Genomic DNA, 24507 nt, shown 5'->3' with positions numbered 1-24507 from the left:
CCTCAGGTCTGCAAGGCATCTGCAATTGCAGAAAGCGCATCGGCAAGGCGTCTCGTCGTTTGCGGGGGTGGCAGCGGCACCTTGATGTTGCGCACCCCTGTGGCGGGATCGCACTCGATCCATGGGTGCGCCGGAGTGGTTGCGTCGCGTGTCGCCAGCAGAGCAGAGAGCAATTGGGCGCCGATCTGCACCAAGGCTTGCCAGGGATCGGCGTCCGTGTTTGTCGGAGCCTGCGCTGCACCGTGCTCCCCCCCTGTTTCCGCGCCTGCCCCAGTACCGGAATCCACGTGCGTTCCTCGCATGGGGGCTGCTTGCGTTGCAGCCACCATGCCTACCGCTTCCTCGGCGGGAGTCACGGCCTCGCCTTCGCTCATGCTGCCAGTCACGCTTTCGACATCCTTCATGAAGCGGTTGAGGCGCGAGCCCCCCATCGATATTTCGTTCGTTCCACCATCGAGAATCCCTGCCGACAGCGAGCGCTTGAAGGCCAGCACCGAAAGCATGCCTTCCTCGATCGTGCCCTTGGCTACAAAATTGACGATGCGTACTGGCCGTTTCTGGCCCATGCGATGAATGCGCGCGATGCGCTGTTCGAGAATCGCCGGGTTCCACGGCAAATCCATGTTGACCAGCGTAGATGCATGTTGCAGATTGAGACCGGTACTGCCGGCGTCAGTCGAGAGGAACACCCGGCAGCCGGGATCGTCGCGGAAGCGCTTCACCAGCGACGGCCGCTTCTCCGATGGCACACCGCCGTGAAAACTGACGTAGCCGATCCCGCGCGCCTCCAGGCGCCGGATCACGATGTCGTGGGTGCGAGTCCATTGGCTGAACACCACGGCCTTGGCGTCTGGCTGCTCGAACAGCTCGTCGAACAAGGCTGCCAGTTCGTCCGCCTTGACGCCGTGGTCGCTCTCCTGATCGAGCAAATAAGTGCTGTTGCACGACATGCGCATGTTCTGCAAGGCGCAGGTCAGCCGCCGCTGGTCCTGGTCGGAAAGAAACTTCATCTTGCGCCAGCGCTGGACGATCCTGGTCACGATCTCCGCGTTTTCCAGATGGTAGGTCATCTGCATTTCGGTCATCGGTACCAACAGGTTCTGGTCGGTGCGTTGCGGCAACTGCATCAGCACCTCGGACTTGCGGCGGCGGATCATGATCGGCGCCAGTGTCTGGCCGATTTTTTCCAGCCCGGTGTAGCCGGTGACGCGACCGTTCTCGTCCTTGACCTGATGCTCGTGCAGCAACTTCCAGGTGGGACCCAGACGGTGTTGATCGACGAACTGGACGATGGAGATCAGCTCTTCCAGCTTGTTCTCCAGCGGCGTGCCGGTGAGCACCACGGCGTAGGGGCTGTCGATACGCCTCAGCGCGCGGGCGGCGATGGTGTTCCAGTTCTTCACCCGCTGCGCCTCGTCGACGATGACCAGCTCTGGCGCCCATGCAGTGATCAGATCGAGGTCGGGCTGGAGCTTTTCGTAGTTGGTGATTTTGCAGAAGTCATCCAGCGCGTAATCTTTCTGCCGCTGGGCACGCCCACTGGCAATCACGCGCGAGTCACGACCGGAAAAGCGCGCAATCTCGTTTTGCCACTGATACTTGAGCGAGGTCGGGCAAATCACCAGCACTTTCGATACGGCAAAATGCTTGGCCATGATTTCGGCGACGGCGATGGCTTGGATGGTTTTGCCCAGTCCCATTTCGTCGCCGATCAGCGCCCTGCCCGCGCGCACGGCGAACAAGGCGCCCTCGGTCTGGTACGGGTATAGCGGCACTTTGAGCAACTTGTTCAGTGACGGATCGGCAGCGCCGCGCGGGAACAGGCCGTCGAGTGCCAGCGACCGTCGATCCGCATCGCGTCGCCCGGCAAGAAAACCGAGCGCGTCGTCATGGGCACGCAACTCGTGGCCATTTTCAGCAGCCAAGGCCATCAAGCGATCCAGAGTAGCCGGCCGCTCATCGCGTAACCGCCAATCGCATCCTTCGTCGAATGACAGCGCCGCTGCCTTGCGAATGGCTGCTGGACAATCCGTGCCGGGACGGAAATGCACGGTGCGTGTGCTGTCGTTGCGCAAATACAGCTCGGAGAACGGCGGATGGTAACCGTGCGCAAAGGCGGCTTTGGCGCCACGTTTTTTCTCCAGCGTTGCGAGGATGAATTCGATGTGCTTGCAAGTGCCCAACTCGTTGTTTGCGTAGTCCGGGCAAGCGCAATAGTTGTCGCCCGGGTGCTTGCCGCGAATGGTGACGCGATAGGTACTCTGCGAGAGTGGATTGCTGACGCGAAACTCGGAAAAGAAAGGTTGCATGCCAACATTTTCCAGGCCGAAAGCCTGTTCGCCGCCAAACTGACGGCGTAGCGCACGCTGCCAGTCGGCCGCAGAAAGCTCCGCCGGAACGTGCGTGCGCGACAGCTTGGGCTTTCTTGCCGACTTGCTTGCCTTGGCGGCTTTGACACTGAACGGCTTGGTTTTCATGAGCAAAGGCTTCTCAACAATGAATTCCGGGGGGTTGAAAGACCGCCCAAGCACGCGGGCGGGCCGCGCCGAGTATCGCAAACCACGACAGGATGCCAAGCGCGCAGACTGCCCAGTTCTCACTCCCACTCAATGGTGGCAGGCGGTTTGCCTGAAATATCATAAACAACACGGGATATACCGCGTATTTCATTGATTATTCGTACTGAAACCAATTCAAGAAACTCATAAGGCAAGCGCGCCCAGCGTGCGGTCATGAAGTCGATGGTTTCCACGGCACGCAGTGCGATCACCCATTCATACGCGCGCCCATCGCCGACGACGCCGACGGATTTCACCGGCAGAAACACCGCGAAAGCCTGGCTGACCTGCTCGTAGAGATCGGCCTTGCGCAGTTCCTCGATGAAGACCTGATCGGCGCGCTGCAACAGTGCGACATGCTCGGCGCGGACTTCACCCAGCACGCGCACCCCAAGCCCGGGACCGGGGAACGGATGGCGATACACCATGGCATGCGGCAGCCCGAGTTCAACACCGATACGGCGCACTTCGTCCTTGAACAACTCGCGCAGCGGTTCCAGCAATTTGAGCTGCATGCGCTCGGGCAGACCGCCGACGTTGTGGTGGCTCTTGATCACATGCGCCTTGCCGGTTTTGGCGCCAGCGGATTCGATCACGTCGGGATAAATCGTGCCCTGTGCGAGCCAGCGCACATCCTGTAATTTGTTGGCTTCTTCCTCGAATACCTCCACGAACAGCCGGCCAATCACTTTGCGCTTGGCTTCGGGATCAATAATGCCGGCCAGCGCGCTGAAAAAACGCGGCGCGGCGTCGATGCGAATCACGTGCACGCCCATGTGTTCGGCCATGGTCGCCATGACCTGATCGCCTTCGTCCTGCCGCAGCAGGCCGGTATCGACGAACACGCAGGTCAGTTGCGCGCCAATGGCGCGCTCCAGCAGCGCCGCGACCACGGACGAATCGACGCCGCCCGAAAGGCCCAGCAGCACGCGCTGTGTGCCGACTTGCACGCGCACCGCATGCACCGCGTCCGCGATGATGCCGGCCGGCGTCCAGCGCATGGCGCAGTCGCACACTTCGACCACGAAACGCCGCAGGATCTCGCCGCCCTGGCGCGTGTGCGTGACCTCGGGATGAAACTGCACGCCGTACCAGCGTCGCGTTGCGTCGGCCATGGCTGCGATCGGAATGCTCTCGGTGGCCGCGGCCAGCGCAAAGCCTGGCGGCATCGCGGTGACGCGATCGCCGTGCGACATCCACGCATCCAGCTTGCGCGCGCCTGTCACGGCGTGCGCATCGGCGTGATCATCGAGCCCGTCGAACAGCACGCACGGTGTGGTCAGGTCGATCGCGGCGTAGCCGAACTCGCGCGCGTGGCCACTCTCGACCTTGCCGCCCAGCTGCGCGGCCATGGTCTGCATGCCGTAACAGATGCCAAGCAGTGGCACGCCCAGTTCATACACCACATGCGGTGCGCGCGGTGATGCGGCCTCGGTGACCGATTCAGGGCTGCCGGAGAGGATCACGCCGCGCGGCGTGAAGCGCGTGATTTCCTCGGGATCGTGGTCCCACGCCCAGATTTCGCAATAGACGCCAATCTCGCGCACGCGCCGCGCGATGAGCTGCGTGTACTGCGAACCGAAATCGAGGATCAGGATCTTGTCGGAGTGAATATTGGTAGGCATCGGGACTCGGGACTCGGGACTCGGGACTCGGGATCCCTGCCCTGCGGTTCGCATGCTGGTGTCGGTTGGCCGCGATCCTGAACCCGAGCCCGGAATCACGGCAGCCGCTCAATTCGCTTGCTGCATCAATCCATGCGGTAATTCGGCGCTTCCTTGGTGATCTGCACGTCGTGCACATGCGCCTCGCGCGTGCCCGCGCCGGTAACGCGCACGAACTGCGGCTTGCTGCGCATCTGCTCGATGTTGGCGCAACCGCAGTAACCCATCGCCGCGCGCACGCCACCGACCAGTTGATGCACGATCGCGCGCAGCGGGCCGCGATACGGCACGCGGCCTTCGATGCCCTCTGGCACCAGCTTGTCGGCGTCGGCTTCTTCTTCCTGGAAATAGCGATCCTTGGAGCCGAGCTGCATGGCGCCCAGCGAGCCCATGCCGCGATAACTCTTGTAGGAGCGACCCTGGAACAGCTCGACCTCGCCGGGGGCTTCCTCGGTACCGGCGAACATCGAGCCCAGCATCACCGTGGATGCGCCCGCGGCGATGGCCTTGGCGACATCGCCTGAATAGCGCACGCCGCCGTCGGCGATCAACGGTACGCCGCTGCCTTCGAGTGCTTCGGCGACCATGGCGATGGCACTGATTTGCGGCACGCCGACGCCGGCGACGATGCGCGTGGTGCAGATCGAGCCGGGGCCTACACCCACTTTCACCGCATCCACGCCGGCATCGACCAGCACACGCGCGGCGTCGCCGGTGACGATGTTGCCGGCGACGATCTGCAACCCTGGAAACTGGCGCTTGATCCAGCGCACGCGTTCGATCACCCCGCGCGAATGGCCATGCGCGGTATCCACCACCACCACATCCACGCCGGCTTCGGCCAGCGCGGCGACGCGCTGTTCGGTTTCGCCGCCCACGCCCACCGCAGCGCCCACGCGCAGTCGTTCGTGCGCATCCTTGGCCGCGTGCGGATTGTCGCGTGCCTTCTGGATGTCCTTGACCGTGATCAACCCGCGCAGCTCGAAGCCGTCGTTCACTACCAGTACTTTCTCGATGCGGTTGCGGTGCAGAAGTTCCAGTACCTCGTCGTGCCCTGCCCCTTCGCGCACGGTGATCAGCTTTTCCTTGCGCGTCATGATGTTTTTCACCGGATCTTCCGGCTTGCGTTCGAAGCGCAGATCACGACTGGTGACGATACCGACCAACTGGTTGCCCTCGACGACCGGCACGCCCGAAATGTTGTGCGCGCGGGTGATGTGCATGACCTCGCGGATGGAAGTCTGCGGCGCGACGGTGATCGGGTTGCGAATCACGCCGGCCTCGAACTTCTTCACCAGGCGCACTTCGGCGGCCTGCTGCTCTGGCGTCATGTTCTTGTGGATGATGCCGATGCCGCCGCTCTGCGCCATGGTGATGGCCAGGCGCGCTTCGGTCACCGTATCCATTGCTGAGGACACCAGCGGAATGTTGAGCCGGATCTGCCGTGTCAGTTGCGCGCTGATGTCGACATCGCGCGGCAGCACCTCGGAGTACGCCGGCACCAGGTACACATCGTCGTAAGTCAGGGCTTCGGTGAGGATGCGCATATCGGGAGTCTCAAGGGAGAATATTGATCCGTTTGCAAAACCGGGCATCCTGCACGGTTTGCGAGCACGGTGGCGTTTCCATGCGCCGGAGCGGTTTTGCAAACCGATCCATTCATGGATCGAGCGCCTCGGCGGCTTCGAGCGTGTTTTCCATCAGCGTGGCTACCGTCATCGGCCCAACCCCACCGGGCACAGGCGTGATCCATGCTGCGCGCTCTGCTGCGGCGGCGAATTCGACATCGCCCACCAACCGCCCATCGGCGAGACGATTGATGCCTACGTCGATGACGACCGCACCCGGTTTCACCCATGTGCCGGGCACCAACGCGGGTTTGCCCACAGCGACGATCAGGATGTCAGCATCGCGCACGTGATGTTCGAGATCGTGAGTGAACTTGTGGCAGCAGGTCGTGGTGCAGCCGGCGATCAGCAACTCCAGCGCCAGCGGCCGGCCGACATGGTTGGACACGCCAACCACCACCGCATGCTGGCCGCGCACCGGACGATCGGTATGCGCCAGCAGCGTCATCACGCCCTTGGGCGTGCACGGGCGCAAGCCCAACTGGCGCAGCGCCAGACGCCCGACGTTCTCGGCGTGGAAACCATCGACATCCTTGCGCGGGTCGATGTGGTTGATCAGCGCGGTGGTATCCAGATGCGGTGGCAGCGGCAGTTGCACGAGGATGCCATGCACGGTGGGATCGCTGTTCAACTCGCCGATCAGCGTCATCAGTTCGTGCTGGATGACCGTAGCCGGCAAATCGATATCGCGTGCGCTGAAGCCCACCTGCTTGCTGGCGCGGCGCTTGTTGCGCACATACACGGACGAAGCCGGATCGGCCCCAACCAGCACCACGGCGAGACTCGGCGGCACATGACCGGATGCGCTGCGCGCGGCAACCCGTGCGGCAATGCGTTGTAGCAATTCATCGGCGACCTTGCGACCGTCGAGAAGGCGTGCGCTCATGGAGTGACCGGCCAAAAAGTGATTATCCCAGCCCGGCGCGTGGCTGACAAATCGTGGCGCCCGACGAGCCGCCGCCGGACGTCTGCGCAAGCTGGCGCCGAGCTATTTTGGCGAGATCGCGCCAGCGCGCGGCTCGATCAGACTGTGCGCTTCCATCAGATGCGCCAGTGCGATCAGATTCTCCACTTCCAGCTTGTTCATCAGCCGCTGTTTGTAGGTCGAGACGGTCTTGGGGCTCAGATGCAGTTGCTCGGCAATCACGAAAATGGGCTTGCCGCGCACCAGCATCATCGCCACTTCCATCTCGCGCGCAGACAGTTGCTCGAATGGCGAGCCCTCGCCATCGAGCGTGGCCAGCGCGAGCTGCTGGGCAACATCCGGCGCCAGGTAACGGCGGCCCTCGGAAACCTGCCGGATCGCGGTCAGCAGCTCCTGAGCGGCGCAGCCCTTGGTCAGATAACCCAGCGCGCCGGCTTCAAGCAGACGGCGCGGGAATCGTGCGTCGTTGACCACGGTCAACACCACGATACGCGTGGGCAGATGTGCGCGAATCACGCGCTCGGTCAGCTCGATGCCGCTCATGCCGGGCATGTGCACGTCCACCAGCGCGACATCGGGGGCAAGACTGCGGATCAGGCGCAATCCTTCCTCGGCGCTGGCGGCTTCGCCCACGACCTGCATGTCAGGCTGCTGGCCGAGGATCAGCTTGAAGCCGGTGCGCACCAATTCGTGATCGTCCACGAGCAACAGACGGATCATGACCACTCCCCACGTTTCCCCATCCGCAACATAGGCAGGGAGTGAGCGTTTGGCAAGCACTGTGCGCATGGGCATCGCGCAAGCAGGTGCACGACAGGCACTGAATCTGCACGGATCCGAAGTCGCCCCGGCTCAGCCTCGCTGGCCCGAGGATTTCAAGTTCTAGTGAATTTACTTTGTATTTTGATACGTTGCGCCACTTTTTCAGTTTCGCAGCGAGTCGCGAAACGCTGGTACAAGGGTTTGATTGCGCACAGTGCGCGGAGACTGTGCGGAACGGGTTGTTGCGGTGTCTGGCTGTAGGAATCGCGCGCGCGGATATACGACGAGACGCTGGGTTTCATCCAACTGGTGTTCAGCCGCAAAGACGCAGGCTTGCTTGCTCGGCGCGCGGATCGCGGGCATGGATGTCGCGCAGCTCATCGCCCCGCTGGCGCTGGCGCTCGAACAAGGCCTCGGCGCGGTGGCGCTGGCGGATACTGTGTTCCCGCCCCCGATGCTCGGCGAGGGCATCAACAAGGCCGCGCGCGCCTTCGCGCCATGACGCAACCCCAGCCTTGCACAACGAGGAGCGTTCCATGACATCCACCCCGCCCGATGCAGTCGACGCCACGCCGGCGCAGTCCGCAGCAGCGACCGACCTGCCGCCCACCGACCCGACGCGCGGCTTGAGCAACGCCGAAGCGGCGCAGCGATTGGCGCGCTTTGGCCCCAACGCCATCGCCGATCAGGTCGCCTCCGCGTGGCGGCAACTGCTGCTCAAGTTCTGGGCGCCGGTGCCGTGGATGCTCGAAGCCGTGATCGTTCTGCAGGTGTTTCTGGGGCGTGGGCTGGAGGCGCTGGTCATTGCCGTGCTGCTGGTGTTCAACGCCGTGGTCGCTTTCGTGCAGGAGCAGCGCGCCAAGGACGCGCTGGCACTGTTGCGCAAGCAATTGCATGTCAACGCGCGGGTGCTGCGCGACAGCCAGTGGAGCCGGATTCCCGCCGAACAGGTGGTGCCCGGCGACATCGTGCATGTGCGCGCGGGCGACATCGTACCCGCCGATTTGTTGCTGAGCGACGGCGCGGTGGCGCTGGATCAGGCCGCGCTCACCGGCGAATCGCTGCCGGTGGATGCGGGCGCGGGCAAGCCTGCTTACACCGGCGCCATCGTGCGTCAGGGCGAGGCCACGGGCGCGGTTACCGCCACTGGCGCGCGCACCTTTTTCGGTCACACCGCCGAACTTGTGCGCAGCTCCAGCGCGCCCAGCCACATGCAACGCACCATCTTTGCCATCGTCAAACGACTGGTGATTTTTGATGCGGTGCTGGTGGCGCTGGTCATCTGCTTCGCGCTATGGCACCACCTGCCGCTGCTCGATACCGCCGTGTTCGCGCTCATGCTGCTGGTCGCCTCGGTGCCGGTCGCCCTGCCCGCCATGTACACCCTGGCGACGGCGGTGAGCAGCCAGGCGCTTGCGCACCATGGCGTGTTGGTCACGCGCCTGCCCGCGGTGGAAGAAGCCGCGGCCATGGACACGCTGGTGTCCGACAAGACCGGCACGCTGACGCAGAACAGTCTGAGCTACGCCGGAGCCCTGCCGTTGGCCGCGAACACCGACGAAAACACGCTGCTGCGTACCGCGGCCTTGGCCAGCGACGATGCCACTCAAGACCCACTCGACCTCGCCATCCTCACCCCCGCGCGCCAACGCAAGCTGTTGACTGACGCGCCCACGCGCACCGGTTTCCATCCCTTCGACCCGAGCACGCGCCGCAGCGAGGGCGTGTACACCATGGACGGCCAGCCTTGGCGCGCGGTGAAGGGCGCAGCCACCGTCATTGGTCCGCTGTGCCATCTCGACGTGCGGCAGCAAGCCGCTCTCGACGCTGCGGAGCACAAACTCGCGGTCAGCGGCGCGCGCGTGCTGGCGGTGGCGGCGGGTCAAGGTGAAGCGTTGCAACTATTGGGCGTGGTCGGTCTGTCCGATCCGCCGCGGCCCGATGCCGCCGCACTCATCCAGCAGATCCACACGCTCGGCGTGCGCGTGTGCATGGCCACCGGCGACGCGGAAGAAACCGCCCGCGCCATTGGCGCGCAACTCGGCCTGGGCACGCGCGTGTGTCAGGCCAAGGGCGCGCAAGCGCAAAACCCTGAAAACTGCGACCTCTATGCGCGCGTGTTGCCCGAGGACAAACACCACATCGTCGCCGCGCTGCAAAAAGCCGGGCACGTCACCGGCATGACCGGCGACGGCGTGAACGACGCGCCCGCGCTGCGTCAGGCCGAGATGGGCATCGCCGTGGCCAGCGCCACCGACGTGGCCAAGGCCGCCGCGGGCGTGGTGCTCACCGCCCCCGGCCTGAGCGGCGTGCTCACCGTGGTGCGCGCCGGCCGCAGCGTGCATCGGCGCATGCTCACCTACACCCTGAACAAGGTGCTGCGCACGTTGGAGATCGTGATTTTTCTCACCTTCGGCCTGCTGCTGAGCGGTCACTTCGTGATTTCTCCGCTGCTCATCGTGCTGATGCTGTTCGCCAACGATTTCGCCACCATGAGCATCGCCACCGACCGCGTACGCCCCGCGGCCAAGCCGCAGCGCTGGCAGGTGCGCAAGCTGATGGGCGCGTCCATCGTGCTGGCGGTGCTGACGCTGCTGTTCGCGCTGGGGCTGTATCTGTGGGCACAGGCACAGGGTTTGAGTCTCGCGCAGTTGCAGACCGTGGTCTTCCTCATTCTCGTGTTCGGCAATCAGGCCGGCATCTACCTGCTGCGCAACGATGCGGCGCTGTGGAAGCTCGCGCCCTCGCGCTGGATGGTGGCGGCGAGCATCGGCGATGTCGTCATCGTCAGCCTGCTCGCCAGTTTCGGCGTGTTGATGGCCGCGCTGCCCTGGTGGGTCATCGGCGTGGTAATCGCCGCCACCGTCATGTTCACCCTGCTGCTCGACACCTTCGTCAAGCGTCCGCTGTTCACGCGTTTTGCCATCGCCTGAAAAGGAAAGCGACCATGTCCACACCCGCTCCCGCGACGCTCGCGCCCAACATCAACACCGCGTTCTTCTGGCCGGTGCAACTGGCCACCAGCATGGCCGAGCAAGGCATGGAACTGCTCGCGCGCAACGTCAAGTTCGCCGACGAGGAACTGCGCCTGCACGACGGCAGCATCAAGCCCAGGCTCGCCACCGCGCACAGCGTGCACCTGAAGCTGCGCACCTTGGACTTGTGCGACTACTCCGCGCCCGGCGCGAAGGGGGTTCCCACCCTGGTCAACGCGCCCTACGCCGGCCATACCTCGATGATCGCCGACTACCACGAGGGCCAGAGCCTGATGCAGACGCTGAAAAGCAACGGCGTTGAACATCTGTTCCTCACCGACTGGCACAGCGCCACAGCCGACATGAAAGACCTCGAGGTCGATCAATACTTGGGGGACTTCCTCGCTTGCGTCGACGACCTCGGTGGGCGCGTCAATCTGGTGGGTCTGTGCCAGGGCGGCTGGATGGCGGCGATGCTGGCGGCGCGTTTTCCCGACAAGGTCGCTAGCCTGGTGCTGGCCGGATCGCCCATCGACACCCACGCCGGCAACGGCCCGCTGGTGAAGATGGTGAAGGAAAGCCCGATGAGTTTCTACGCTGATCTGGTGGCCAGTGGCGGCGGACTGATACTGGGTAAATACATGCTGGCGGGCTGGAAAAACATGCACCCAGAACAGCACTATGTGCAGGACCATATCGACCTGTACGAGCACATCGATGATCCGGTGTGGCTGTCCAAGACCGAGGCCTTCGAGCGCTGGTACGAGAACCCGCTGGACCTGCCCGGGCGCTGGTATCTGCAGGTGATCGATCAACTGTTCAAACAAAATCTGCTAGCCAAGGGCAAATACGTCGCGCTGGGGCGCACGCTCAAGCTCAAGGACATCACCTGTCCGCTGTATCTGCTGGCCGGCGAGCGCGACGACATCACCAGCCATGAGCAAGTCTTCGCCGCCGAAACCCTATGCGGCACGCCGAAAGCGCAGATCGAAAAACGCATCGTGCCCGGCGGCCACGTCGGCCTGTTCATGGGCGCGCGCACACTCAGGAAAATCTGGCCGGAGATCGCTACTTGGATACCCAAGCCGCGATGAAAAATCCGCACGCGCACGCTGCGGCCAGCGTTCTGGAGGCCATGGGTGGCGACGCGCAGCGTGGCCTCGACAGCGCCCAGGCGCAGGCGCGTCTGGCGCGCCACGGCGCGAATCGCCTGCCCGAAGCCAAGGTGCGCGGCGCATGGCTGCGCCTGGCGCTGCAATTCCACAATCCATTGATCTACGTGTTGCTGGCTGCGGCAGTGCTGACGTTGCTGCTGCGCGATTTCACCGATTCCGGCGTGATCGTCGGCGTGGTCATCGTCAACGCCATCATCGGCTTCGTGCAGGAAGGCAAGGCCGAGCAGGCGCTCGCCGCGGTGCGCCGGTTGCTGGCGCAGCGAGCGGTGGTGATGCGTGATGGCCTACACCAGGAGATCGATGCCGCGGCGTTGGTGCCGGGCGATGTGGTGCTGATCGAAAGCGGCAGCCGAGTGCCGGCGGATTTGCGCCTGTTCGAGGCGCGCAGCCTGCGCGTGGACGAGGCCGCGCTCACTGGCGAATCGGTGGCGGTGGATAAATCAATCGCATCCGTCGCCGATGACGCCGCGTTGGCCGAACGCAGCTGCATGGCCTGGGCCGGAACCGAGGTGCGTTACGGCCAGGCGCGCGGCGTGGTCGTGGCCACTGGCCCCTCGACGGAGCTCGGCCGCATCGGCCATCTGGTGTCCGCGGTGCCCAGCAGCGTCACGCCACTGACGCGCCGCCTCGATCGCTTCGCGCGGCAGATCACGCTGTTCATCGTCGTGGCCAGCGCGCTGATCTTCATCTGGGGGCTGTGGCTCGAGGCGTTGCCGCCGCTGGAGGTGTTCCTCGCCGTGGTCGGCCTGGCGGTGGCTGCCATACCGGAAGGTCTGCCGGCCATCGTCACCATCGTGCTGGCCCTGGGTGCGCGCGCCATGGCGCGGCAGCATGCCCTGCTGCGCCGATTGCCCGCCGCCGAGACGCTGGGATCGGTCAGCGTGATCTGCACCGACAAGACCGGCACGCTGACGCGCAGCGAGATGACCGCCGTCGGCGTGCTGCTGCCGGGCGCAACGCTCGCCGTCAGCGGTGCCGGCTATGCGCCCGAAGGCGGATTCAGCGTCGACGGCAAGCCCCTTGCGCCCGCGCAGGACGCGGCGCTGCAGGCGCTGGCTCGCGCCGCACTGCTGTGCAATGACGCCCAGCTGCAACACGACGCGCAAGACGGATGGAGCGTGGTGGGCGATCCTACCGAGGGCGCGCTGCTGACACTGGCACACAAGGCCGGACTGGACGCGGCGCGCGAGCACGCCGACGCGCCGCGTGTGGATGCGATTCCGTTCGAGTCCGATCGCCGCTATATGGCCACCCTGCACCACGATCACCACGGTCACAGGTTCGTGCTGCTCAAGGGCGCGCCGGAGCGCGTGCTGGAACTGTGCACGCATACCGCCGATGGGCTGCCGCTGCGCCGCGATGCATGGGGCACGCGCATCACACAGGCCGCTGCGTCGGGGCAGCGCCTGTTGGCCATCGCGCAGCGCGAGGCGCCGGCTGCGCGCACATCGCTCGACGAGGGCGACATCGCGCCCGGCTTCGCCCTGCTCGGTCTGCTAGCGCTGCAGGACCCGCCGCGCCCCGAAGCCGCGGACGCCGTGGCCGAATGCCGGCGCGCCGGTATCCGCGTGCTGATGATCACCGGCGACCACCCGCTCACCGCCGCCGCCATCGGCAATCAACTCGGCCTGCGCGGCGCGGGCGTCCTGACTGTGCCGGAGATCGACACGCTCGATGCAACCGCGCTGCGCGCACGCCTGCAAACCACCGACGTGATCGCGCGCGCCAGTCCGGAACACAAGCTGCGCCTGATCGCCGCGCTCAAGGCCGAGGGTGAGCAAGTCGCCATGACCGGCGACGGCGTCAACGATGCGCCGGCGCTGAAGGCCGCCGACATCGGCGTGGCCATGGGCCTGCGCGGTACCGACGCCGCGCGCGCCGCGGCCGATCTGGTACTGGGCGACGACAACTTCGCCAGCGTCGCGCACGCTGTGCGCGAGGGCCGGCGCCTGTTCGACAACATCCGCAAGGCGCTGCTGTTCATCCTGCCCACCAACGGCGGCGAGGCCGGCGTGATCCTGCTGGCGGTACTGCTCGGCTGGGCGCTCCCGGTCAGCGCCAGCCAGATACTCTGGGTCAACCTGGTCACCGAAATCACGCTGTCGGTGGCGCTGGCTTTCGAACCGGCCGAACCCGGCATCATGCGCCGGCCGCCCCGTGCGCCGGGCGCGGCGCTGCTCAGCGGCGCCATGCTGGCGCGCATCACCTATGTCAGCCTGCTGATGACGGCCAGCACGTTTTTCGCGTTCGAGTGGGAGCTGGCGCGCGGCGTCGGCATCGATGCCGCACGCACCGCCGCGGTCAACATGCTGGTCATCGGCGAAATGGTGTACCTGTTCAATATGCGCCACTTCACCGCCTCCAGCGTCAACTTCGGTGCGCTGCGCGGCAATGCCGTCGCACTGTGGGCCTGCGCGCTGCTGGCGATTGCGCAGGCGCTATTCACCTATGCCCCACCGCTGCAAGCCGTGTTCCGCACGCGCCCGCTGGACGCTTCCGCGTGGTTGCTGCTGGGCGTGCTGGGCGCGGCCAAGTTCCTCGCCGTGGAGGCCGAGAAGTGGTGGCTGCGGCGGCGTGGCATCTCGTTCTAGCACGATGCCGTCTGCGCCTGATATGCCCGATCATCGCGGGGTTGTGAAAGCGCACCCGTGCCCACGCCCAATGACCATTCAGATATCACCCGGTGGCAAGTCGGGCGGCGGTTCCAGGCCCAGCGCCTTGCGTTTGCGCACCGCCAGTCAGGCCAGCAGGGATCCCAGCAGTCAGGCGGCGGTACGCACGGCGCGCAGCACGATCGCGGGCAGATCGTCGCGCACCGATCCGCCCCACTCATGCAGCAGTTGCGGGCCGACGCGAGCGCCGATGAAAATCGTGATCACCATGATCAGCAACATGCTGATCGCCCATGCGACGGCCATGCGCCGGATGAAAGCGAACAACAGTCTGAAGACGATGGCGCCCAGCAGGCCGAACAGCAGCGCTTCGATCAGCAGGATGCGGATCATGTGCGATGCCTCCCCGATGCTCGGCCTGCGTGCGGCGAGCCGTCGTGCCTCAAGCCATGCGATGCCGGAACAGCCAGGCCGCGGCGCTCATGCTGGCCAGGCCGATCAGCGCCAGCGGCGCGTATTGCGACAACAGCATGGGGATGGTGCTGCCTTCCAGGAAAACGCCGCGCACGATGATCAGGAAATAGCGCATCGGGTTGACATAGGTCAGCAGTTGCACCGCCTCGGGCATGTTGGCGATGGGCGTGGCGAAACCCGACAGGATGATCGCCGGCACCAGAAACAGAAACACGCCGAGCAGCCCCTGCTGCTGGGTGACGGCCAGCGAGGAGATCATCAGCCCGATGCCGATCGCCGCCAGCAGGAAAAAGAACATGCCCAGCGCCAGCGCCGCCACGCTGCCGACGAAGGGCACGTGGAACCACAGCACCGCCATCAGCGCGATGAAACCGCCCTCAAGCCCGCCGATGACGAAGCCCGGCACGGCCTTGCCGATCAAGATTTCCAGCGGGCGCATGGGCGTGACCAGCAACTGCTCGAAGGTTCCCATCTCGCGCTCGCGCGCCACCGAAAGGCCGGTGACCAGCAGCGTGACCACCAGGGTGAGCTGGGCCACGAGGCCGGGCACGATGAACCAGCGCGAGCGCAGATTGGGGTTGAACCAAGCGCGCATCACCAGTTGCGCCGGCGGCCCGCGTTGACTGTGCGCCGCTGCCCATTGCTGGTTGAAATTGAGCAGCACGCCGCTGACATCGTTGAGCGCCAGCGCTGCGGTGTTGGAGTCGCGCCCGTCGATGATGATTTGCAGCCTGGCGGGTTTTTGCGTCAACAAGTCGCGGGTGAAGTGCTGGCCGATGTGCAGCACCAGCAGCGCGTCCTTGTCGTTGATCAGCGGTGCGATCTGCGCATCGTTACGGATCGTGGCCACTTGCTGGAAATCGGGCGCGCCGTTGAAGCGCGCCAGCAGTTGGCGCGCGGCATAGCCCGAATCCTGGTTGTACACCGCGTAGGGGATGTGATTCAGATCGAAGCTGGCGGCGTAACCGAACACCATGAGCTGGATCAGCGGCGGGCCGATCAGCACGGTGCGGCTGGCCGCGTCGCGCAGCACGGCGAGGAACTCCTTGATGATCAAGGCAACGATGCGCGCCCACATGCTCAGTCCAGCCTCTTGCGCGACTTGCGCCGGGCGATGCCGAAAAACAGCAGCGCCATCCCCGCCAGCGCCGCGCTGTTGGAAAGTACGACCGGCCATACGTCGCCGGCGAGAAACAGCGTCTGCAGGATGGCGACGTAGTAGCGCGCAGCGACGATATGGGTAAGGAATTGCACCACCGCCGGCATCGAGTTGATGTCGAAAATGAAGCCGGAAAGAATGAATGCCGGCAGGAAGGTGACAATCACCGCCACCTGCGCGGCTACGAACTGGTTCTTGGCCAGCGTCGAGATCAGCAGCCCCATGCTCAACGCCACCAGCAGGAACAGCGCCGAGCACGCCACCAGCAGCCAGAAACTGCCGATCAGCGGCACCGCGAACAGCCACACCGCCATGGCCACCGACAACAGCATGCCGCCCATGCCCAGCACGAAATACGGCACCAGCTTGCCGAACAGGATTTCGCCCATGGTCACCGGGCTGGCCATCAGCGCCTCCATGGTGCCGCGCTCCCACTCGCGCGCCACCACCAGTGCGGTGAGCAACGCGCCGATCAGGGTCATGATCAACGCGATCAAGCCCGGCACCAGAAAGTCGCGGCTGCGCAGCGCCGGGTTGAACCAGATGCGGCTTTCCGCCACCACCGGGATCGCCAGCGGCTGCCCGGCCCGATCAGCCTGCAGTTGCAGCCAGTTTTGCCACATGCCCTGCAAATAGCCCTGCAGGATGTTGGCGTTGTTGGCGTCCACGCCATCCACCCACACCGCCACCGACGCGGTTTTTCCGGCCAGCACGTCGCGCGAGAAATCACCGCGCAGCCAGACGATGCCGGTGACCTGACGTTGCATCAGCGCGGCGCGCGCGGCGCTGAGGGTCGGGTAAGGTCGCGGGTCGAAAAAATCCGACTGCTGTAGCCCGCCGATGAAACTGCTGGTCTGCGCCGTGGGCTGATTGACCACCACCGCCAGCGGCACGCGGTGCGCGTCCAGTGATACGCCGTAGCCGAACAGCAGCAGCAGGAACACCGGCAGCACGAAGGCGATGGCGATGGACGAGGGATCGCGCAGGATCTGCAGAAACTCCTTGCGCACCAGGCCACGCAGGCGTTGGCGGTTCAAGGCGCGATCCTCATGCCGCTCTCCGCGTCCGCGCTTCATGCGCCTGGATCAAGCCGATAAAGGCGTCTTCCATGCTCGGAGCGGGCAACACCGCGGTCTTCGCCTGGGCACGGATTTCCTGCGGCGTACCGAAGGCGAGAATCTCGCCCAGCGACATCAGCACCAGGTGATCGCAATACTCGGCTTCGTCCATGAAGTGCGTGGTGATCATCACCGTCACGCCGGATTCGGCCAGATGATTGATACGCTGCCAGAACTCGCGTCGCGCCAGCGGATCGACGCCCGAGGTGGGTTCGTCCAGAAACAGGATCGAGGGCTCGTGCATCAACGCGCAGGCCAGCGCCAGACGCTGCTTGAAGCCCAGCGGCAGTTCCGCCGCCCCGGCATCGAGATACGCACCCAGCTCGAACTCGTGCTGTGCCCAATCCAGCCTGGCCTTGCGCCGTGCGCCGCCGAGTCCGTAGGCCGAGGCAAAAAATGCCAGGTTCTGCGCCACGCTCAAATTGCCGTACAGCGAAAACCGCTGCGACACATAGCCGATGCGCGCGCGCGCCGTCGCGCGCGCCGTGCGCAGGTCCACGCCAGCCACGCGCAGCGTGCCGGAGCTGGCCGGCAGCAGCCCGCACAGCATGCGGAACGTGGTGCTCTTGCCCGCGCCGTTGGCGCCCAGCAGGCCGAACACCTCGCCGCGCTGCACGGTAAATTCGATACCCTTGACCGCCTCGAAGCTGCCGAAAAAACGGCGCAGTTCGTGCACCTCGATCACCGGCGCGGCCGCGTCCTCTCCACCGTCGTTCCCGCGCAGGCGGGAATCCAGTGAGGCGGCCGCAGACACAGTGCGTTGGGCATCGCCATGGAAAGCAGGCACGGCATCATCGCTGGCCATAGCTTGCGCATCCCCATCGTCATGCGCCGCCAGCAGCGACACGAACGCATCCTCGAAGCGCGGCGCCACGGGTTGCCAGTCTTCGCCCGGTTGCGCGGGTGGCCGCGTCGGCACCGCGGCCAGCACCACGCGCACGCCCTCGGCCTGCACCAGAGCATCGACCACGCCGGTGCGCGCGCTTAGCTGCGTTTGCAGCGTGCGCCGCCGCAGTGCGGCGTGGCGCACCAGAAAACAGCGTCCGACCAGCGGCGCTTGGAATGCGGCGGGCGGCTGTTGCGCCAACAGACTGCCCTCGTGCAACAGCACGATGTCGTCGCACAGCTCGGCTTCGTCCAGGTAAGCGGTGCTCACCAACACCGTGACTCCATGCGCGCGCATGGTCTTGATGATGCTCCACAGCTCACGGCGCGAGATCGGATCGACGCCCACCGTGGGCTCATCCAGCAGCAGCAGACGCGGCGCGCGCAGCAGTGCGCAGGCCAGCCCCAGCTTCTGTTTCATGCCGCCGGACAAGTCGCCGGCGCGGCGCTTGCCGAACGGCCCCAGCGCGGTCAGACGCAGCAATTCCTCGAAACGCGCGCTGCGCCGCGTCGCATCGAGGCCTTGCAGATCGGCATACAGCGCGAGGTTTTCCTGCACGCTGAGGTCTTCGTACAGGCCGAAGCGCTGTGGCATGTAGCCGATGTCACGCTGGATGGCCGTGGCCTCGTGGCGGCTGTCGTGGTCCAATACCCGCACCTGGCCGGCGTTGGGCAGCAGCAGCGCGGCCGCCAGACGCATCAGCGTGGTCTTGCCAGCGCCGTCGGGGCCGAGCAGGCCGGTGATGCGCCCACTCTGCACCTGCACACTCAGGCCCTTGATCGCCTCGATCTGCTGCTTGCCCTGGCGAAAGCGCTTGTGCACCGCTTCCAGCACCAGCGCCGGCGCCTCCACGGTGTCAGTCCTGACAGACATGCGCGGGGAGCGCGCGCGGCGCGTTGTCGTGCAGTGGCACCTGCACCGTCACCGGCATGCCCAGGCGCAGCCGCCCGCGTGGATTGCAGGCGTAGACGCGCACCCGGTACACCAGCTCGGTGCGCAAGTCGGTGGTTTGCACCGATTTGGGCGTGAACTCGGCGGTGGGCGAGATGAATCCGATCCAGCCCTTGAAACGCCGCCCCGGAAAACTGTCGCTGAGGATATCGGCGCGCATGCCCGAGGCGATGCGGCCCAGCTCGGTCTCCGGCACGTAAGCGCGCGCCCAGACCGGATTGTTCAAGGCCAGTGTCAGCACCGGTGCAGCGGGACTGGCCATATCGCCGACTTCGAGGACGCGCGTCTGGATGACGCCATCCGTCGGCGCGATCAACGTGGTGTCGTGCAGTTGCCGCCGCGCTAGCGCCAGCGCCGCGGCATCGGCCTTGACCTGCGCGCGCGCGGCAGCGATGTCTTCCTGGCGCGGCCCCTGCACGGCCAGGCTCAATGCCTGCTGCGCGCTGTCGAGACCGGCGCGTGCGTTCTTGAGCGCCTGCTGGGCGTTGTCGGCCGACTGCTGCGGCAACAAATGCGCCGCGGCCAGCGCGCGCTGGCGGTCATAAGTAATTTGCGCGTTGTGCAATGTGGCCGCGGCGCTGGCCACCGCAGCGCGCGCCTCGGCGATTTCCTGCGGACGACTGCCGGCTTCCAGTTTCGCAAGCTGCTGGCGCGCCGTCGCAAGCACGCCCGCGGCCTGATTCACCGCATCCTGAAAGCGCAGCGGATCAAGCTGCGCCAGCACCTGACCCTTGCGTACCGCGGAGCCTTCCTCGAAGCCGATGCGCTGGATGCGGCCCGCATCGTTAAAGGCCATATCCACGGTGCGGATATCGATATTGCCGTACAGCGTCAGCGCGGTAGGTGTCGGATGCTGTTCGCGTCGCACCCACCAAGCCGCCGCCCCAAGCACCAGCACGACAACGACCAACAGCACCAGAATTTTTCGAGGGGAGGATTTCATGGACAGCCTGAATGAAGACGATGCCATGCCGCACCCCGTCAGCACTGGTCAGCACGCGCAAAAGTCCGAAGAGATGCCGAATGTTTCGCCGTCGAAGGTCGCCAGAAAAATGTTGATCGAGGATTTCATCCTATGCTCGCACTTCTTCCCGCGTCTTGATCTGGCTCAAGAATGGTCTTGCCGCAGCGCAGGCCACGCGGGATTGAAGGCGGCGAACTCTGCACGCCATCATGCTCGCCGGTGCGGTGATCCGCTCGCCACGAGCGTGCCAAGGGGCAAATCCCGCCTTCCCTCGAAGAGGCGACCCGTTCTTTCCCACCAAGGGCAGAATCCCGGGCCTCGGGTTCGATCTGGCGCGGTTCGCGGCCGAAAAGATTTTCCGAGTACGGCTACGCTGGAAGCCGGTTGGCATGTCACCAGGCGCGTTCGAAAGGCTGCAAATCGAGGCGCAGGCATGTTCCGCCGCGCTGCCTGGATGCGTGTGCGATGCCTGCGTGCGCTGCGGAATCGAAGGGGCCGCGTGTACAGATGGCGGGTGCCGCGATTCGCGGCGTTCGGCACATTCTCGGAAGCACGTGAAAATTCTGGTACAACGAACGCGGAGCATTACACCAGGATCTTGGCCGTTCATGGTGCCGCGCGACTACAGACCATGGGCATCCGGCCAGAGGGCATCGCACATGAAAGCCGTCAGCATCGAACACTCGAAAGCCGTCTATTTCGCGGACTTCGCGTTTTATCTCGTGGTTGTCGTGCTGCTGCTCGGCGTTCTGGCCGGGTTCGCGCCGCATCAAGCCCTGCCCGGCGTGGCGCTGGCGGTCATTGCCGGCGTGGTGTGCTGGAGCCTGGTCGAATACCTGATGCACCGCTTGATATTTCACGGCATCGAACCGTTTCAGCGCATGCACGGGGAACACCATCGTCGTCCGCAGGCATTGATCGCGACGCCCACGGTGCTCAGCGCCGCGTTCATCATGCTGTTGGTCTGGCTGCCGGCAACACTGCTGGGCGGTGTCTGGCTGGGTCTCGGCGCCACCTTGGGCATGACCGCGGGTTACTTCGCCTATGGGCTGGTCCACCACGCCACGCATCACTGGCGTCCGCGCGGCGCGTGGATGCGCCAGCGCAAGCGCTTGCATGCGCTGCATCATCATGCTCCGCAGCAGAACTACGGGGTCACCACGTCACTGTGGGACCGCGTCTTCCGCAGCATCGGGCAGTCTTAGGCCAAGGACATGCCCAACTTGAGTTCGCACACCAGACTCCTACTCCAGTCCGCAGTCAGCGCACGGCCGCCAGATTGTTGACGTCAATTTCCGTCGTGAGCCCACGGGTTTGCCATGCGCGCAAGGCATCGATGCGCAGGAATCGCACGTGACGCCGCTCGATGCTGATCGAGCCCGCTGCCGGCAATCGCGACATCAGCCGGCTGGTGGTTTCCATGTTCAGACCAAGGAAGTTGCCGATCTCGGCGCGAGTCATCGGCAGTTCGTACACCGTCGCCGCGCTGTCGGTCGCAGGCAGTACCTCGTGCAGATGCATGAAAAAGCATGCGACCTTTTGCATGGCACTCATGCTGCCCAGCATGTGCCGCAACTGCCGGGGAGACTCCCTTGCTGGTCTAGCAGGTGATTGAGCGGATTGGGATCGCTCTCGGCCAGCGCCTCGATTGCGGCGATCGTGAATTCGCAGACCATCAAGGATTGCGGCGCAACCAGACATGTCGAGTACAGAAGCGAGCGCTTTCAACTGAATTCAGAGGTAATGCCCGCCCGTCGGCGCGTTGGCAGAATGCGGGTTTGATGTTGCTCCAGCGTGAGCCCGTGGCCATACATGCCGAGCGCCCAAGTGCTCAACAAGCCCAGCAGGCTGATCAGCGCCATGAGCGCCAGCACCGCAGGCACACCCCACGCGGATTCGATCAAGGGCAAGGCCAACACGCCCAGCGTCGCGCCGAGTTTGGAAACCGCGGCGGCGAATCCTGCGCCGGTGGCGCGCAACTGCGTCGGATACAACTCGGTCGGCAGAATGAAGGTGGTGCTGTTGGGTCCCATGTTCATGAACAGGTTGAACACCACGAAGCCGGAGAACACCAGGACGATGTGTTGCCCGGCACTCCCCACCAGCAGCGTACTGACCCACAGCACGCCCATGCCGGCCAGCATGCCGGCAAACCCGGCCAGTTGCATGCGAATGCGGCCGAACCGCGCCACCGCCCACAGGCCCAGCAAGAATCCCACCAGCCAGAATAGGTCGATCAGCCCGGCGCCGCGCGTGAGTGCCGCAACCTGTTGCACGAGGGGCAGATGCGCGCCATCAAAGTGCAGGCCCGCCAGCAGCAGCGCGGTGAACAAACCCACCCCGTAGGTGGCGATATCCATGAGGAACCAGGGCACCGTGCACAGCAAGGTGCTGCGCAAGTAGGCCGGGTGAAACAACTCGGCATAACCCAGCGACTTTTTCATTCGCGGCACGCGCGCGACGAAATGCACCGCGTCGCCCAGTCTTGAGGCAATGCTTTCCAACTGCTGCTGGTCCACGGACACAAAGCGCGCCAGCATATGCACCGCCTCGCGGTTGCGCCCCTGCCCCATCAGCCAGCGCGGACTCTCGGCCATGTTGAGGCGTGCCAGCAGAAACAGCACGGCGACCAGTGCCTCCGTGCCGAGAAACCAGTGCCATGCCTCGACGCTTGGCGTCAGGTGCAGCAAGACCATGGCCAGCAAGGCCGCCAGCGACAATCCAAGCGCCTGGCAGGCGATGGTCGCCACCAGCATGCGGCTGCGTTTGCGGTGTGGCATGCACTCGGCCACATAGCTGCCGCTGACCGGAAAATCCATGCCGGAGCCCATGCCCACCGCGAATTGCGCGGCGATCAGCAGCCAGGCATTCCAGGTCAGCGCACTGACCACGGCGGCCAGCGCCAGCAGTCCCATGTCGAGCAGAAACACCGGCTTGCGTCCGATGCGATCGGCCAGCCAGCCGCCCAGTGCGCCACCGGGCACGCCACCCGCGAACAGCGCCGCCGCTACCAGGCCCGTTTGCAGCGGCGACAGGGCAAGATCATGCACCAGCAAGGGCATGGAGATGCCCAGCATGAACACCGCCAGCCCGGTAATCAGCGTGCCGCCGCTGGACAGCGCCCACGCCAGGTAATGCGGCAGGCGCATCGGCGCGTCGTCGAGCAGATGAATGATCTGCGCGTGGTCGGGGCTGACGGTTCCCGCTGCGGCAAGTGGTCGGTCGGGCGCGGCGGTCATGATGGATCGCGCAAGTCGTGCTCAGGGTGCGATGGCCCCACTTTCCACGGTCTGCTGGGTATAGGCAAACACGATCTCGGGATCGGGGCACTGACGAAATCCTCGCCCAGAAGCTCTCTGCCCTACGAAGTTGCGCTTGCGCTCTCCATAGACACGCGCCAGGTGGTACTCGTCCATCGGTGGATTCCTCTCGTGTGCTTGGCGGCTCACGAGTTGGAGTTTCCCCGATGGACTTCAGCAAACGTCAAACGTCTACTGCCTCCCCGGCAGGGCCGGGGGGACTCCTTGCTGGTCTAGGTTTCCAACGCGCGGCGGCCGCCTTCTTAGCAATCGCTGACCGTCGTTTGGCGGTCAGCTTCGCAGCGCGTGCCTTACCGCCCTTGAGTCCACCCATGCGCCCCAGCGCCACCGCCGCTGGGTTCTTCCCGTCTTCTGTCTTATCTTCGCCTTCTCCCGTCGCTATCGCAGCGATGAGACTGGCAAGCTGGTTGGGGTCGCGCGGGCGCTTTGGCTTGGACATGTGCCGAGTGTAGAGCCGCATGTCTGAGCGCTCAAGGAGCGAAGGATTCAATCTGAGACACTACCAAAAGATCGCCGTGATTGCGGATTCTCGCGGCGTTTGTCCGCTTCAGAAGGCTTCAACATGACCTGCATCCTGGTGCTCAACGCCGGCAGTTCCAGCATCAAGTTCGCGGCCTTTCGCACGAATGTCGACGACGCGCTCGAACTGCTGCAGCAGGGACAACTGGACGGCATCGGCAGCGCGCCGCGCTTGCAGGTGCACGACGCGGCCGGTCACAGTCTGGTCGATCGTGTGCTGGGCAACCGCAGCGTCCCCGACGCGGCGGCGGCAGAAACGCTGGTCAGCGACTGGATCAACACGCACCTCGGCGCGGCGCCCGACGCTGTCGGGCATCGCGTGGTGCACGGCGGCGTGGATTTCTGGCAGCCGGTGCGCGTCAGCGCTGAAATACTGAGTCAACTCGCGACACTCAACCCGCTGGCGCCGCTGCACCAGCCGTTCAATCTCGCGCCGATCCGCGCGCTGCTGCAACGCCAGCCGCAACTGCCGCAGGTGGCCTGTTTCGACACCGCGTTTCATCACGGCCATGCGCCCGAGATCGACTTGTACGCGCTGCCGCAAGAACTCATACGCGCCGGCGTGCGCCGCTACGGGTTTCACGGCCTGTCCTACGAGTACATCGCTTCGCGCCTGCCCAGCATCGCACCCGAGCTGGCGCGCGGCCGCACCGTGGTCGCGCACCTCGGCAACGGCGCTTCGCTGTGCGCACTGCAGGGTGGGCGCAGCGTGGACAGCACCATGGGTTTTTCCGCACTCGAAGGCTTGGTGATGGGCACGCGCCCGGGCAACCTCGATCCCGGCGTGGTGCTGTATCTGCTGCAGGAGCAAGGTCTC

General features: G+C 65.0%; 19 protein-coding genes. 6 read left to right on the top strand and 13 right to left on the bottom strand.

Annotation, left to right across the window (positions count from 1 at the left end; translation table 11 throughout):
• Positions 1 to 2 precede the first annotated feature (2 nt).
• The 5 genes from ACYDAT_RS09540 to ACYDAT_RS09520 all read right to left on the bottom strand — a co-directional run bounded on the left by ACYDAT_RS09540 (position 3) and on the right by ACYDAT_RS09520 (position 7495).
• The gene (locus ACYDAT_RS09540) at positions 3 to 2477 is read right to left on the bottom strand and encodes a DEAD/DEAH box helicase (protein ID WP_461449796.1); all 2475 of its coding nucleotides are present in this window, start codon (positions 2475 to 2477) and stop codon (positions 3 to 5) included.
• Between the two features lie 119 nt (positions 2478 to 2596).
• A complete protein-coding gene (guaA, locus tag ACYDAT_RS09535; protein WP_461439188.1) occupies positions 2597 to 4183 on the bottom strand; it encodes a glutamine-hydrolyzing GMP synthase in 1587 nt (528 codons plus the stop codon).
• 125 nt (positions 4184 to 4308) lie between these two features.
• Positions 4309 to 5769 (bottom strand): IMP dehydrogenase, encoded by a 1461-nt coding sequence (gene guaB, locus ACYDAT_RS09530; RefSeq protein WP_461439189.1) that lies wholly within the window; start codon positions 5767 to 5769, stop codon positions 4309 to 4311.
• A gap of 112 nt (positions 5770 to 5881) precedes the next feature.
• Positions 5882 to 6736 (bottom strand): bifunctional methylenetetrahydrofolate dehydrogenase/methenyltetrahydrofolate cyclohydrolase FolD, encoded by an 855-nt coding sequence (gene folD, locus ACYDAT_RS09525; RefSeq protein ID WP_461439190.1) that lies wholly within the window; start codon positions 6734 to 6736, stop codon positions 5882 to 5884.
• 102 nt (positions 6737 to 6838) lie between these two features.
• On the bottom strand, positions 6839 to 7495 hold the full coding sequence (locus tag ACYDAT_RS09520; protein WP_461439191.1) for a response regulator: 657 nt from the start codon (positions 7493 to 7495) through the stop codon (positions 6839 to 6841).
• A 256-nt stretch (positions 7496 to 7751) separates the two neighbouring features.
• On the opposite strand from ACYDAT_RS09520, the gene ACYDAT_RS09515 reads away from it, so the two are divergent.
• From ACYDAT_RS09515 to ACYDAT_RS09500, 4 genes are read left to right on the top strand one after another with little or no spacing between them, the layout of a single operon-like run.
• Positions 7752 to 8039 carry a hypothetical protein gene (locus tag ACYDAT_RS09515; protein ID WP_461449825.1) on the top strand — a complete coding sequence of 96 codons (288 nt, stop codon included), beginning with the start codon at positions 7752 to 7754 and terminating at the stop codon, positions 8037 to 8039.
• A 34-nt stretch (positions 8040 to 8073) separates the two neighbouring features.
• On the top strand, positions 8074 to 10470 hold the full coding sequence (locus ACYDAT_RS09510) for a plasma-membrane proton-efflux P-type ATPase (protein ID WP_461439193.1): 2397 nt from the start codon (positions 8074 to 8076) through the stop codon (positions 10468 to 10470).
• A 14-nt stretch (positions 10471 to 10484) separates the two neighbouring features.
• Positions 10485 to 11606: an alpha/beta fold hydrolase gene (locus ACYDAT_RS09505; RefSeq protein ID WP_461449794.1), complete on the top strand. Its 1122-nt coding sequence runs from the start codon at positions 10485 to 10487 to the stop codon at positions 11604 to 11606.
• Positions 11585 to 14278 carry a cation-translocating P-type ATPase gene (locus tag ACYDAT_RS09500; protein ID WP_461449792.1) on the top strand — a complete coding sequence of 898 codons (2694 nt, stop codon included), beginning with the start codon at positions 11585 to 11587 and terminating at the stop codon, positions 14276 to 14278. The genes ACYDAT_RS09505 and ACYDAT_RS09500 overlap by 22 nt, the downstream gene beginning before the upstream one ends.
• Before the next feature lie 171 nt (positions 14279 to 14449).
• Here the strand turns inward: ACYDAT_RS09500 and ACYDAT_RS09495 are convergent, their stop codons facing one another.
• Genes ACYDAT_RS09495 through ACYDAT_RS09475 form a run of 5 tightly spaced genes read right to left on the bottom strand, consistent with a single transcriptional unit; the run spans position 14450 to position 19830 of the window.
• A complete protein-coding gene (locus ACYDAT_RS09495; RefSeq protein ID WP_461449790.1) occupies positions 14450 to 14692 on the bottom strand; it encodes a hypothetical protein in 243 nt (80 codons plus the stop codon).
• 49 nt (positions 14693 to 14741) lie between these two features.
• The gene (locus ACYDAT_RS09490) at positions 14742 to 15851 is read right to left on the bottom strand and encodes an ABC transporter permease (RefSeq protein ID WP_461449788.1); all 1110 of its coding nucleotides are present in this window, start codon (positions 15849 to 15851) and stop codon (positions 14742 to 14744) included.
• Between the two features lie 2 nt (positions 15852 to 15853).
• Positions 15854 to 16969 (bottom strand): ABC transporter permease, encoded by a 1116-nt coding sequence (locus ACYDAT_RS09485; protein WP_461439197.1) that lies wholly within the window; start codon positions 16967 to 16969, stop codon positions 15854 to 15856.
• A gap of 10 nt (positions 16970 to 16979) precedes the next feature.
• A complete protein-coding gene (locus ACYDAT_RS09480; protein WP_461449786.1) occupies positions 16980 to 18809 on the bottom strand; it encodes an ATP-binding cassette domain-containing protein in 1830 nt (609 codons plus the stop codon).
• Positions 18793 to 19830, bottom strand: coding sequence for an efflux RND transporter periplasmic adaptor subunit (locus ACYDAT_RS09475; protein ID WP_461449784.1), 1038 nt, complete (start codon positions 19828 to 19830; stop codon positions 18793 to 18795). Before ACYDAT_RS09475 ends, ACYDAT_RS09480 begins: the two co-directional genes overlap by 17 nt.
• A gap of 680 nt (positions 19831 to 20510) precedes the next feature.
• Between ACYDAT_RS09475 and ACYDAT_RS09470 the strand changes: the two genes are divergently transcribed.
• Positions 20511 to 21056 (top strand): sterol desaturase family protein, encoded by a 546-nt coding sequence (locus tag ACYDAT_RS09470; protein WP_461439200.1) that lies wholly within the window; start codon positions 20511 to 20513, stop codon positions 21054 to 21056.
• Positions 21057 to 21111: 55 nt separating this feature from the next.
• Here the strand turns inward: ACYDAT_RS09470 and ACYDAT_RS09465 are convergent, their stop codons facing one another.
• The 3 genes from ACYDAT_RS09465 to ACYDAT_RS09455 form a co-directional block, all read right to left on the bottom strand.
• A complete protein-coding gene (locus tag ACYDAT_RS09465; protein WP_461449782.1) occupies positions 21112 to 21396 on the bottom strand; it encodes a helix-turn-helix domain-containing protein in 285 nt (94 codons plus the stop codon).
• A 179-nt stretch (positions 21397 to 21575) separates the two neighbouring features.
• Positions 21576 to 23090 (bottom strand): MFS transporter, encoded by a 1515-nt coding sequence (locus ACYDAT_RS09460; protein WP_461449780.1) that lies wholly within the window; start codon positions 23088 to 23090, stop codon positions 21576 to 21578.
• A 21-nt stretch (positions 23091 to 23111) separates the two neighbouring features.
• A complete protein-coding gene (locus ACYDAT_RS09455; protein WP_461449778.1) occupies positions 23112 to 23267 on the bottom strand; it encodes a hypothetical protein in 156 nt (51 codons plus the stop codon).
• 466 nt (positions 23268 to 23733) lie between these two features.
• Between ACYDAT_RS09455 and ACYDAT_RS09450 the strand changes: the two genes are divergently transcribed.
• Positions 23734 to 24507 (top strand): acetate/propionate family kinase (locus ACYDAT_RS09450; RefSeq protein ID WP_461449776.1); only part of this gene is annotated, 774 nt, incomplete at its 3' end.

The sequence above is a fragment of the Metallibacterium sp. genome (assembly GCF_054637675.1).
This window is presented reverse-complemented; position numbering and strand designations above follow the sequence as displayed.

Bases quoted from the DNA above. Each gene is read 5' to 3' on its own strand.
- ACYDAT_RS09540 (WP_461449796.1), bottom strand. From the start codon at position 2,477: ATGAAAACCAAGCCGTTCAGTGTCAAAGCCGCCAAGGCAAGCAAGTCG.
- guaA (WP_461439188.1), bottom strand. From the start codon at position 4,183: ATGCCTACCAATATTCACTCCGACAAGATCCTGATCCTCGATTTCGGT.
- guaB (WP_461439189.1), bottom strand. From the start codon at position 5,769: ATGCGCATCCTCACCGAAGCCCTGACTTACGACGATGTGTACCTGGTG.
- folD (WP_461439190.1), bottom strand. From the start codon at position 6,736: ATGAGCGCACGCCTTCTCGACGGTCGCAAGGTCGCCGATGAATTGCTA.
- ACYDAT_RS09520 (WP_461439191.1), bottom strand. From the start codon at position 7,495: ATGATCCGTCTGTTGCTCGTGGACGATCACGAATTGGTGCGCACCGGC.
- ACYDAT_RS09510 (WP_461439193.1), top strand. From the start codon at position 8,074: ATGACATCCACCCCGCCCGATGCAGTCGACGCCACGCCGGCGCAGTCC.
- ACYDAT_RS09505 (WP_461449794.1), top strand. From the start codon at position 10,485: ATGTCCACACCCGCTCCCGCGACGCTCGCGCCCAACATCAACACCGCG.
- ACYDAT_RS09495 (WP_461449790.1), bottom strand. From the start codon at position 14,692: ATGATCCGCATCCTGCTGATCGAAGCGCTGCTGTTCGGCCTGCTGGGC.
- ACYDAT_RS09490 (WP_461449788.1), bottom strand. From the start codon at position 15,851: ATGTGGGCGCGCATCGTTGCCTTGATCATCAAGGAGTTCCTCGCCGTG.
- ACYDAT_RS09480 (WP_461449786.1), bottom strand. From the start codon at position 18,809: ATGTCTGTCAGGACTGACACCGTGGAGGCGCCGGCGCTGGTGCTGGAA.
- ACYDAT_RS09475 (WP_461449784.1), bottom strand. From the start codon at position 19,830: ATGAAATCCTCCCCTCGAAAAATTCTGGTGCTGTTGGTCGTTGTCGTG.
- ACYDAT_RS09470 (WP_461439200.1), top strand. From the start codon at position 20,511: ATGAAAGCCGTCAGCATCGAACACTCGAAAGCCGTCTATTTCGCGGAC.
- ACYDAT_RS09465 (WP_461449782.1), bottom strand. From the start codon at position 21,396: ATGCAAAAGGTCGCATGCTTTTTCATGCATCTGCACGAGGTACTGCCT.
- ACYDAT_RS09460 (WP_461449780.1), bottom strand. From the start codon at position 23,090: ATGACCGCCGCGCCCGACCGACCACTTGCCGCAGCGGGAACCGTCAGC.
- ACYDAT_RS09455 (WP_461449778.1), bottom strand. From the start codon at position 23,267: ATGGACGAGTACCACCTGGCGCGTGTCTATGGAGAGCGCAAGCGCAAC.